We start from the raw sequence: 12,761 nt of genomic DNA on the forward strand, positions 1-12,761 counted from the left end.
GTTGATCACAAAGCCGCCAGCGTTTGCATCCAATCGGATCGCAGACAGTTCAATGGCCGCAATCGGAGCCAAGTTCACCGTGATAACCAGCACCGCTGAAGCCGCACTCACATTGAATGCTGCGTCAGTGGCTTTAGCTGTGATGGAGTGCGCGCCCACAGCAAGCGTCACATCCAGACTGAAGGCACCCGAAGCATCGGCCGTGGTTGTCCCTAGCGAGGTTGACCCGTCAAACAGTTCAACCTGCGCATTGCCCTCTGAGAATTCCCGTAATCGTCAGACCTGACCTCTGCGTGGTTATATTGTCGTTGTCCGTCCCCGTGTCATCAGCCGCCGCAAGATCAAGGCTGCCAGGCGCCGGAGGCGGCGTTACATCTGTGAAATCACGGCCAAACACCACATAGCTCGCACCGCTATTTCCTCCATTCGGGTCGGCGTAGCGTGCCCCGACGATGACATCGTCAAACCCATCGCCGTTCACATCGCCCGCCGAGCTGACTGAGAAGCCTGCGCTGTCATACGCCGACACCCCGTTCATCACAAAGCCGCCGCCTATCCCGGCCTCAATCGCAGACAGGTCAACCGCTGTCCCGTCGCTCTTGCCAAACACCACATAGCTCGCGCCGCTATAGTTCCCATTCGGATCTGCGGCGCGCGCGCCCACAATGAGGTCGTCAAGGCCATCGCCGTCCATGTCGCCCGCCGAGCTGACTGAGTAGCCCGAGAGGTCTCGGAACGATGCCCCGTTGATCACGAAGCCGCCTGTGCCGCCCGCAACCGCAGACAGCTCAACCGCCGTCCCGTCGCTCTTGCCAAACACCACATAGCTTGCGCCACTATCGATTGCATTCGGGTCGGCATATTTTGCCCCGACGATCAGATCGTCAACCCCATCGCCGTTCACATCGCCCGCCGAGCTGACTGAGAAGCCCGAGTAGTCAAAAGCCAACGCCCCGTTGATCACAAAGCCGCCCGTACCGCCCGCAACCGCAGACAGCTCAACCGCCGTCCCGTCGCTCTTGCCGAACACCACATAGCTTGCGCCACTATCAATTCCATTCGGATCGACCCTGGGTGCCCCGACGATCAGATCGTCAAACCCATCGCCGTTCACATCGCCCGCCGAGCTGACTGATCGGCCCGAGAAGTCAAAAGCCGACACCCCGTTGATCACGAAGCCGCCGCCTATCCCGGCCTCAATCGCAGACAGGTCAACCGCTGTCCCGTCGCTCTTGCCAAACACCACATAGCTGGCGCCGCTATTGTTTCCGTTCGGGTCGGCGTTGATTGCGCCCACGATCAGATCGTCAAGCCCATCGCCGTTCACATCGCCCGCCGAGCTGACTGATCGGCCCGAGAAGTCACCAGCCGACACCCCGTTGATCACGAAGCCGCCTGTGTTTCCGTTTAATTGGATCGCAGACAGGTCAACTAGCGCCCCGTCGGCCTTGCCAAACACCACGAAGCTGGCGCCGGCTTCTGCGCCGTTCGGATCGTCATAAGGTGCGCCCACGATCAGATCGTCAAGGCCATCGCCGTTCACATCGCCCGCCGAGCTGACTGATAAGCCCGATCTGTCTCCCGACGACGCCCCGTTGATCACAAAACCGCCCGTGCCGCTTGCAACATCCGAGAGGTTAATTGACGTCCCACCAGTCTTGCCAAACACCACATAGCTCGCGCCTGCACTGATCCCGACACCCGCCGGGTCGGCATCATGAGCCCCGACGATCAGATCGTCAAACCCGTCGCCGTTCACATCGCCCGCCGAGCTGACTGAGAAGCCCGATTTGTCATCAGCCGCCGCCCCGTTGATCACAAAGCCGCCTACGTTTGCATCCAATTGGATCGCTGACAGTTCAATGGCCGCAATCGGAGCCAAGTTCACCGTAATAACCAGCGCCGCTGAAGCCGCACTTACATTGCGTCCCCCGTCAGTGGCTGTGGCTGTGATGGAGTGCGCGCCCAAAGCAAGCGTCACATCCAGACTAAAGGCACCAGAACCATCGGCCGTGGTTGTCCCGAGCGAGGTTGACCCATCAAAGAGTTCAACCTGCGCATTGGCCTCTGCCGTACCCGTAATCGTCAGACCTGACCTCTGCGTGGTTATATTGTCGTTGTCCGTCCCCGTGTCATCAGCCGCCGCAAGATCAAGGCTGGTAGGCGCCGAAGGCGGCGTTACATCGAAATCATTCGCATTGATCGTGGCTGCTGAGTTGACACCAATCAGCTGAACAAGGCTATCGCCAGCCCCAAACACTCCGTCTTGATTGTGGTCTACTGCAATCAAGCCATTCCCGATGTCACCCACATTGTAGGCAATGTAGGCGTTCGCCTGACCCACTGCAAAAAATGCACTAGCGTTCGCCAAGAAATCAGACAGAGCCATAGCCACGCCATCTGCGATGACAAAATTATCTAGGACTTGGCCGAAATCAAACTTGTCTTCGCCGGAGATGAAGTCAGTAATTACATCGTTAGCGAATGATGTTGACGTATCTCCTGAGGCGAAGACGAAGATATCATCACCGTCGCCACCAGTCAGAATGTCGCCCCCTTGCCCGCCACTTATTCTGTCATTCCCAAGGCCGCCGCTTAAATTATCACTCCCAGCGCCGGCGAAGATGACATCGTTTCCTAGGCCGCCAGTAATATTATCAGAGCCCGTGTTGCCAGTAACTTGTTGGCCCACGTTTGCCATGGTGAAGTTATTGTTGCCCGCTGCCAGGATGTAATTTTCGACCAAGGCATTACCCGTGATCGTGCCGTTGGCCGACAGCGTCACCGTGTTATCCCCTGCCGCAGCAGAGATCTTAGCGTGCTGGGCAATTGTTATCGTCACGTCAGCATCATTCTCGATGCTGAAGTTGTCAGCATTGCCAAGGTTGGCGTTGCCCGAGATGTTGATGCCCGTCTCAAGTGTCGCAATAACACCACCACCCGGGTTCACATTCGTGAGATCCGTATTCGCATCCACGCCTTGGACGATGATTGCGCCAGCGCCCGTAACAACCTTCCCGGAAACCTTCGAGGCGGCGATTGTGAGTGTGACGCCGGCAGCAACACTTGTGCTTACAGTGTCATCCAGTGTTCCCGTGAACGTCGTGTTTTCGAACACTGTCACGCTGGACAGCGCCGTGCCTCCAATCGTGGTCAGATCAACCGCTGCATCTGCGGTTCCTACGCGTACCGCAAGCGCACCCGTGCTGAACTCTGTCAATTCGCTCACCATCAACAACGTTCGCTGCCGCCGTCATCGTGAAACCATCACCAACAGTAACAACCGCGCCATTGAGGATACCCGTAAAGGTTCCATCACCATCAAACGCGGCAGTCCTTGTGGTCGTGCCTATACCACTCAGGTCAGCAGCCGGGGTCAAATGCAGCGCCGTGACCGCCGTGGTGCCAGAGCCAGCCGCCGTCACACCGGACAGCTGCGCAGCACTACCCTGCAGGATCGCATTCGCGCCAACTGAGAACGTCGCTGTGCCCATGGTGGCACCATCGACGTTGAAGATGTCGTCAACACCTGCGCTGGTCCCTGTGATCGTCACAGCAGCCTTACCAAGGTTACCAGTGAACGTAACAGTCTCGTCAGAAAGACCAACTGCCGCCGTCACCGTCGCCGTCGTGATGTTACCCAAGTTCGCATCATCAGTGTCGTCAAGCGCCGTCACATTGACAGTGCCAGCGCCTGTAATTGCAGCGCCACTGACCTGAGCAGCTTTTGCGATGAAGCTTGAGCCAGACCCTACATCAACATTTTGAAGACCGCCGAGGTTTGCGCCCGCGCTTACCCCTTCGACGTTCACAGTCGCAGAGGTCACAATGTTGAGAACGTCACCTGCGGCGAAGGATGTCCAGGTGCCGCTGAAGTTTGCTGTTTCGCCTGCAGACAAGGTTACCGTCGCAGCGGTGCTGCCCGTTCGCGTGAGATTGGCCGAAGCCCCTGCCGCGACAAGGTTAAACGTGATGTCATCATCGGCACCGGCCGGATTGATCTCGTACGCCTCAATACCTGCAACCTGAGTAACCAAGGCATCTGTGCCTGCATTGTTCGTTGCATCGACGATCTCGATCGTCTGGCTACCAGCCAAATTCGAAATCGATGACAGCGCAGCATATTGCGTGGCGCTGATGATGGCCTTAGCCGCGTTGTTGCCGAAATCGAGACTTCCGATATCGCCTGCACTGGTGACATCGAGTACGGGCGCTCCGCTGACACTGGCAATAACCAGGTTGGCATCGTTCAGGTCACCCGTCAGGGTAACGGTATTTGCCACAACGACCGAGGCCGTTAGCGACGAGGCCGTGATGTTTGTCAGATCGGCATCCGCCTGCCCTTCGAGCGCCTCAACAACAACGGAGCTGTCAAAACCAGTGTCAGTGATGCCGACAGTGGTCACGTCTGCAGCGTTGATCCGTAGGTTCGTGCCAGAACCCAAGACGTAGCTAGCGCTGGTGCTGAGCGTTGCATTTGTCAGATCAAGCTCACCAGTGCCAATGACATTATAGGTACGGCCCGCCAGATCAAATCCAACACCGACCGCAGCATTTGCACTTTCGATGTCCAGCGTCACCGTGGTGGTGATCAGCTCGGACAGGTCGGCAGTTGATCCGATGAGACTCCGAACAGTGGTTGAGCCACCACTGGATGTGGCGACCTGATCCAGATCGGCAGCATCAGCGATCAATCCAGTGCTTGCCGCAACAACAAACGATGAGGCCGCGTCCAGACCAAGGCTTGTGGCAGCCGTCAGGTTGAACGTGTTGCCGCCGATTACGCTATAAGCCCGCCCTGCTCCAAGCTGGAAGCCAGCAGCAACGGACGCGTCGCCTGCCGTAACGTCTAGCGAGACAGCCGTGCTGTTAACCGAGGAAAGGTCCGCGCCAGAAGTCTCCAAGGACCTGACGACTGTCGTACCGGCTCCCGTAACGCCTGCACCGTTCAGCTGCGCTGCGGCGGCCTGCAGAGTATCATCGGTATCAACTGTGATCGTGTCGATGCCACCGAGGCTGACGGCCGAGCCGTCGTTGGTGACGCTTTCTACATTCACTACGATCGCGCCAGTCCCTGCAATCGCCAGCGTGTCGCCAGCGACGAAGCCGCTCCAGATGCCGTCGAAAGTTGCAGCACCATCAACCGCAATCGTCACAGTCGCACCAGCATCGCCCAAGCGCGTGAGGTTTACAGAGTCGTCCGCCTCAAGCGTATTGAACGTTATGTGGTCCGCATTTGTGCTTGCATTCAGCTTGTAGGTCTCGATCCCAGACAACTGCGTAACCGTAGCGAGGGATCCAGTTCCGTTCACCAATTGGACCGTTTGTGTGTTCGCTACATCTGCAACGAATAGACCGTTGTTTTCGGTGTACTGCGTCGTAGTCAGCACAACCTCAAGGGTCAGATCGTTGAAATCGATGCTGTCAACGGAACCCGCGGCCGTGAGGTCAAGGGCCGGCGTCGAAGCCACCGATGTGATCGCCAGTGCCGCATTATTGAGGTCACCTGTCAGTGTCGTTGTGCTTGATACCGCTACCTCGGCCCTCAGCGTGTCGACAGTGATCCGGGTCAGATCTGCAGAGGTCAAACCTTCCAGTTCTTCCACGGTAACAACTGCGGCACCCTCTCCGTCGTTAATTGTCAGCTCGCCTCCAGCCGTCGCGGCTTGCGCCGCAGTAAGGTTCAGCGAGGAGCCTGCACCAAGGACCAAAGTCGTCACGGCTGATGGGGCATTACCATCAAGGAAGGCAATCGCCACATCGGAGGCAGTAATGTCGAGGGTCGCACTTCCTGCCAAGTCGAATTGATCCGCATTTGCCCCGTCGGAGGCAATACGAACAGTGGCCGAAGTACCTGTCGTTTGGGTAATTGCGATCGCGTCCAGCTGCGCACGCGTCACATCCAGTGTGAAGTCTCCGCCGATCTCAATGCTCTGAATGTTCGAGAACGAGGAAGCTCCCGAGATGTCCAGGTTGGCGCCGGTCACCAGCTTGTTGGCACCGGTGCCGCCGTTGATAATGCCCGTCAGGGTCGCAAGCGAGGCGGTGTTGATCGTGTCCGCACCGATACCGCCGGTCACGTTCTGGCCGGCGTCTGCCAGCGTGATCGTGCGGCCTTCATCACCGAGGATATAGGTTTCAACTGCGGCAAGTGCCGTAACGTTTCCGCCGCCCGAAAGTGTGATCGTTTCGCCATCACCCCCGCCAGTCGTACCAGCCGCGGTAACAGTTCCACTGAACCCGGCGTGCTGGCTCGCACTCATCGTCACAGACGAACCAGTCGCAAGCGTCAGATTGGTCGCGTCCAGTGCAGCTCCAGCACCGTTGCCTTCGCCATCTGCACCAGAAAGGTCAGCACCGTTGGCAAGGGACACCGTGTCAGCCGCAACCGTGTTGAAGATGCCCGTCGCCGTGAAGCCACCAACATCAATCGTGTCGCCATTGCCGCCCGTCGTCACATTCTGAGCCGCATCGCCAAGCGTGAAGGTCGTGCCACCCGCCGCTGCAAGAACATAGCTCTCAACCGCAGCATTACCGGTAGCCGCACCCGCATCGGCAAGCGTCACCGTATTCGTGCCCGATGCTGCATTGATCAAACTGTTTTGATCACGCGTCATCGTCGCACCGACATTGTTCGCCAGCGCAATCGCAGTAACGTCTGTCGTATCCGCCTGGCTGATATCGACGGTATCCGTGGTCAGCGACAGCGCGATGCTGTCATCGCCAGTGCTAGTATCAAATGTCCCCGTCACCGACGTCAACGCGCCGGTATCGATCGTGATTGCGCCTGTCGCACCTGTGGCGTCAGCGGTGACATTCTGACCAGTCAGACCCAGCGTGAACGTCTGCGTGCCAGCGGCAAGAACATAGCTCTCAACCGCAGCATTACCGGTAGCCGCACCCGCATCGGCAAGCGTCACCGTATTCGTGCCCGATGCTGCATTGATCAAACTGTTTTGATCACGCGTCATCGTCGCACCGACATTGTTCGCCAGCGCAATCGCAGTAACGTCTGTCGTATCCGCCTGGCTGATATCGACGGTATCCGTGGTCAGCGACAGCGCGATGCTGTCATCGCCAGTGCTAGTATCAAATGTCCCCGTCACCGACGTCAACGCGCCGGTATCGATCGTGATTGCGCCTGTCGCACCTGCAGCGTCAGCGGTGACATTCTGACCAGTCAGACCCAGCGTGAACGTCTGCGTGCCAGCGGCAAGAACATAGCTCTCAACCGCAGCATTACCGGTAGCCGCACCCGCATCGGCAAGCGTCACCGTATTCGTGCCCGATGCTGCATTGATCAAACTGTTTTGATCACGCGTCATCGTCGCACCGACATTGTTCGCCAGCGCAATCGCAGTAACGTCTGTCGTATCCGCCTGGCTGATATCGACGGTATCCGTGGTCAGCGACAGCGCGATGCTGTCATCGCCAGTGCTAGTATCAAATGTCCCCGTCACCGACGTCAACGCGCCGGTATCGATCGTGATTGCGCCTGTCGCACCTGCAGCGTCAGCGGTGACATTCTGACCAGTCAGACCCAGCGTGAACGTCTGCGTGCCAGCGGCAAGAACATAGCTCTCAACCGCAGCATTACCGGTAGCCGCACCCGCATCGGCAAGCGTCACCGTATTCGTGCCCGATGCTGCATTGATCAAACTGTTTTGATCACGCGTCATCGTCGCACCGACATTGTTCGCCAGCGCAATCGCAGTAACGTCTGTCGTATCCGCCTGGCTGATATCGACGGTATCCGTGGTCAGCGACAGCGCGATGCTGTCGGTGCCAGTGCTGGTATCAAACGCCCCCGTCACCGACGTCAACGCGCCGGTATCGATCGTGATTGCGCCTGTCGCACCTGCAGCGTCAGCGGTGACATTCTGACCAGTCAGACCCAGCGTGAACGTCTGCGTGCCAGCGGCAAGAACATAGCTCTCAACCGCAGCATTACCGGTAGCCGCACCCGCATCGGCAAGCGTCACCGTATTCGTGCCCGATGCTGCATTGATCAAACTGTTTTGATCACGCGTCATCGTCGCACCGACATTGTTCGCCAGCGCAATCGCAGTAACGTCTGTCGTATCCGCCTGGCTGATATCGACGGTATCCGTGGTCAGCGACAGCGCGATGCTGTCATCGCCAGTGCTGGTATCAAATGTCCCCGTCACCGACGTCAACGCGCCGGTATCGATCGTGATTGCGCCGGTCACACCTGTGGCGTCAGCGGTGACATTCTGGCCAGACAGACCCAGCGTGAACGTCTGCGTGCCAGCGGCAAGAACATAGCTCTCAACCGCAGCAGAACCCGTCAGCGTACCAGCAGTAGAAAGCGTGATCTGGTCACCAGTCCCAGCCGCCGCGATCGTCACGCTGTTATGCTGCGCAACCGTCATCGTCACACGGGAACCGTCAGTGTTGCCACCGGCACCACCAGTCCGCTCAGTCGTCAGCGTCATGGCATTCGCGGTGAACGCAGTGCCAGCTCCGTTACCCTCAGCGTTAACACCCTTGATGTCGGCGCCGTCATCCAGAACAAGCGTGTCAGCCGCAACGGTGTTCACTTCACCCGTCGCCGTCAGACCAGCAAAATCAATCGTGTCAGCGCCGTTGCCGCTCGTCACGTTCTGACCAGCAGCGCCAAGCGTGAACGTCGAACCACCACCATCGGCAAGCACGTAGGTCTCCACAGAACCAGCACCCGTCAGTGTCCCAGCATTAGACAACGTTATCGTCTGTCCGGCACCATTCGCGATTATGGACGTGAATGCATTGTGCTGGGCTGCTTGCATCGTGATGTTCTTGTTGGCAGCAATCTCCAACGCAGGAGCGTTATTGATTGGCACATTCGAGATATCAACGCTCTCTGACAAGATTATCTTATGCGTTGAGACCGCATCAACCGACTTGGGCAACTCAGCCGTGGTGTCAGGCAATGTAGTCGAAGCGTTGAGCGTGAGCGTAACGTTCGCCAGGTTCTGAGCCGACAGATCGCCGCCAGAAGTTACAGCTGCGACCGAGGAGGTCGCGTCAACAAGCGTAATACCACCCCCGTTGTTGAACAGCGTCGCCTGAGCAGGCGACATCGTCAGCACGACACCGGCGTTGATATTCAAAGAATCGACATTGAAGATATTTACGCCGCTTAGGTCAACACCAGTATCCGCAGCAGTAATATCAAACCCATTCGCATTGATCGCCTTTGGCAGTTTGGCCGTTGCATCAGGCAGGGCTGTTAGATCGCCGTTAAGGATTAGTATCGTGACGGCCGACATGTCCACTGCACTCTGGTCGCCATTGGCGATAAGAGTAGCGACAACATTGATCAATTTAGTGACTGCCGAACTGCTATTTCCTGCGCTATCAGTCTGAACTACAGTAATAACTTCTTCGCCTTCGTCGAAATTATTACCAGCCTCCTTAGGGGCAACAGTGAACGACCAAGTGCCGTTTTGGGATACAGTTACGGTATTGCTGTTTGCGTCCCCGTCTGCATCACTGTCTGTCTGTAATGTGTGACCGCTACCACTGAACGAAATTGTAACCGTAGCGCCCGCTTCACCCGTACCAGTTATTGTAAAGCCGGTTCGGTTATCCACAGCATCCACGATGTCATCTCGCAGCAAACCGTCAATAGCCAAGCCAGTTGGGATCACGCTGTCAATTATCACGCCAATACGGGCGACTGGCGCACTAGCATTCCCGGCAGCATCTGTAGCAGTTACGCTAACAGTATATGTATCGTCGTCAGGCAGATTTTGCGACGCATAGGCAAGCGACCAGTTGCCAAACTCATCAGCGCGCACGGAGCGAGTTGAGTCAACGTTCCCCGAGCTATCAGTAAACGTAATCGTAATCTTCGCGTTGGCTTCTGCCTCACCTGTAAGCAAGGTTACGCCATCATGCTCGACCTTATTGATACGGTCGTCACTGGCGATTGTGTTTAGAATTAAGCCCGTGGGGGCCGCGACGTCTATTGGGGAGAGTTCAAAAAAGAGTTCCAGCACTCGAATTTGACGCCACATCACTCGAAGTAATGTTTGCGGTCAAGGCCTTTGCGCCCGCTGAACCAAGGTCGGATTGTGTAACTACAAAGTCTACAAATGAGTTGGTGAGATCGGATGCATCAAGAGTATCGGTCTTAGGCGTACCGAAGGCCAATCCACCCAAATACAGCTCGACAACATCGCCCAATCTCGCTGCCGACGGAAGGCTAACACGAACCGTAATTGCGCCTTCCGAAGTGTCGAGAACACTGTCAATCAAGTCAGAGCCTACAATGGAAATGGTCGGTGCCAATTCAATTTGTCTAACTTCAGCCGTGAAGAACGTCACCACCGTGCCAAGCGCTGTCGAAATGTCATCCGCAACAGAACCCGCGCCAGAGCCGTTCAGCACTTCCAACGCATCGCTCAGCGCCAGGATCGTCTTGTAGGTCTCGCTGCTGATGTCGCCGCCAGCAATGTCCGCGTTCAGCTTCGCAATCGAGGTGTCAATCGCATCGGCAACCGCCTGGTAAACGCCAGACCCATCCGTGCCAAACGTGTTGGTCGACGCGTCGTACGCCGGCAAAGTGCCAAGCGCTGTCGAAATGTCATCCGCAACAGAACCCGCGCCAGAGCCGTTCAGCACTTCCAACGCATCGCTCAGCGCCAGGATCGTCTTGTAGGTCTCGCTGCTGATGTCGCCGCCAGCAATGTCCGCGTTCAGCTTCGCAATCGAGGTGTCAATCGCATCGGCAACCGCCTGGTAAACGCCAGACCCATCCGTGCCAAACGTGTTGGTCGACGCGTCGTACGCCGGCAAAGTGCCAAGCGCTGTCGAAATGTCATCCGCAACAGAACCCGCGCCAGAGCCGTTCAGCACTTCCAACGCATCGCTCAGCGCCAGGATCGTCTTGTAGGTCTCGCTGCTGATGTCGCCGCCAGCAATGTCCGCGTTCAGCTTCGCAATCGAGGTGTCAATCGCATCGGCAACCGCCTGGTAAACGCCAGACCCATCCGTGCCAAACGTGTTGGTCGACGCGTCGTACGCCGGCAAAGTGCCAAGCGCTGTCGAAATGTCATCCGCAACAGAACCCGCGCCAGAGCCGTTCAGCACTTCCAACGCATCGCTCAGCGCCAGGATCGTCTTGTAGGTCTCGCTGCTGATGTCGCCGCCAGCAATGTCCGCGTTCAGCTTCGCAATCGAGGTGTCAATCGCATCGGCAACCGCCTGGTAAACGCCAGACCCATCCGTGCCAAACGTGTTGGTCGACGCGTCGTACGCCGGCAAAGTGCCAAGCGCTGTCGAAATGTCATCCGCAACAGAACCCGCGCCAGAGCCGTTCAGCACTTCCAACGCATCGCTCAGCGCCAGGATCGTCTTGTAGGTCTCGCTGCTGATGTCGCCGCCAGCAATGTCCGCGTTCAGCTTCGCAATCGAGGTGTCAATCGCATCGGCAACCGCCTGGTAAACGCCAGACCCATCCGTGCCAAACGTGTTGGTCGACGCGTCGTACGCCGGCAAAGTGCCAAGCGCTGTCGAAATGTCATCCGCAACAGAACCCGCGCCAGAGCCGTTCAGCACTTCCAACGCATCGCTCAGCGCCAGGATCGTCTTGTAGGTCTCGCTGCTGATGTCGCCGCCAGCAATGTCCGCGTTCAGCTTCGCAATCGAGGTGTCAATCGCATCGGCAACCGCCTGGTAAACGCCAGACCCATCCGTGCCAAACGTGTTGGTCGACGCGTCGTACGCCGGCAAAGTGCCAAGCGCTGTCGAAATGTCATCCGCAACAGAACCCGCGCCAGAGCCGTTCAGCACTTCCAACGCATCGCTCAGCGCCAGGATCGTCTTGTAGGTCTCGCTGCTGATGTCGCCGCCAGCAATGTCCGCGTTCAGCTTCGCAATCGAGGTGTCAATCGCATCGGCAACCGCCTGGTAAACGCCAGACCCATCCGTGCCAAACGTGTTGGTCGACGCGTCGTACGCCGGCAAAGTGCCAAGCGCTGTCGAAATGTCATCCGCAACAGAACCCGCGCCAGAGCCGTTCAGCACTTCCAACGCATCGCTCAGCGCCAGGATCGTCTTGTAGGTCTCGCTGCTGATGTCGCCGCCAGCAATGTCCGCGTTCAGCTTCGCAATCGAGGTGTCAATCGCATCGGCAACCGCCTGGTAAACGCCAGACCCATCCGTGCCAAACGTGTTGGTCGACGCGTCGTACGCCGGCAAAGTGCCAAGCGCTGTCGAAATGTCATCCGCAACAGAACCCGCGCCAGAGCCGTTCAGCACTTCCAACGCATCGCTCAGCGCCAGGATCGTCTTGTAGGTCTCGCTGCTGATGTCGCCGCCAGCAATGTCCGCGTTCAGCTTCGCAATCGAGGTGTCAATCGCATCGGCAACCGCCTGGTAAACGCCAGACCCATCCGTGCCAAACGTGTTGGTCGACGCGTCGTACGCCGGCAAAGTGCCAAGCGCTGTCGAAATGTCATCCGCAACAGAACCCGCGCCAGAGCCGTTCAGCACTTCCAACGCATCGCTCAGCGCCAGGATCGTCTTGTAGGTCTCGCTGCTGATGTCGCCGCCAGCAATGTCCGCGTTCAGCTTCGCAATCGAGGTGTCAATCGCATCGGCAACCGCCTGGTAAACGCCAGACCCATCCGTGCCAAACGTGTTGGTCGACGCGTCGTACGTCGGCAAAGTGCCAAGCGCTGTCGAAATGTCATCCGCAGAACCCGCGCCAGAGCCGTTCAGCACTTCCAACGCATCGCTCAGCGCCAGGATCG

3 protein-coding genes are annotated in these 12,761 nt (G+C 57.7%); all 3 read right to left on the minus strand.

From position 1 onward, the window contains the following. Positions 1-238: 238 nt before the first annotated feature. The 3 genes from ACMVO5_RS03345 to ACMVO5_RS03355 are packed head-to-tail and all read right to left on the minus strand — an operon-like array spanning position 239 to position 12,732. The gene (locus ACMVO5_RS03345) at positions 239-3,232 is read right to left on the minus strand and encodes a beta strand repeat-containing protein (protein WP_416908660.1); all 2,994 of its coding nucleotides are present in this window, start codon (positions 3,230-3,232) and stop codon (positions 239-241) included. After that, entirely contained in the window at positions 3,159-10,025 is a 6,867-nt protein-coding gene (locus ACMVO5_RS03350; protein WP_416908661.1) for a hypothetical protein, read from the minus strand. Before ACMVO5_RS03350 ends, ACMVO5_RS03345 begins: the two co-directional genes overlap by 74 nt. Beyond that, positions 9,985-12,732: a beta strand repeat-containing protein gene (locus ACMVO5_RS03355; RefSeq protein ID WP_416908662.1), complete on the minus strand. Its 2,748-nt coding sequence runs from the start codon at positions 12,730-12,732 to the stop codon at positions 9,985-9,987. Before ACMVO5_RS03355 ends, ACMVO5_RS03350 begins: the two co-directional genes overlap by 41 nt. Positions 12,733-12,761 lie beyond the last annotated feature (29 nt).

Source organism: Polymorphobacter sp., assembly GCF_048007885.1.
Lineage (GTDB): Bacteria > Pseudomonadota > Alphaproteobacteria > Sphingomonadales > Sphingomonadaceae > Sandarakinorhabdus.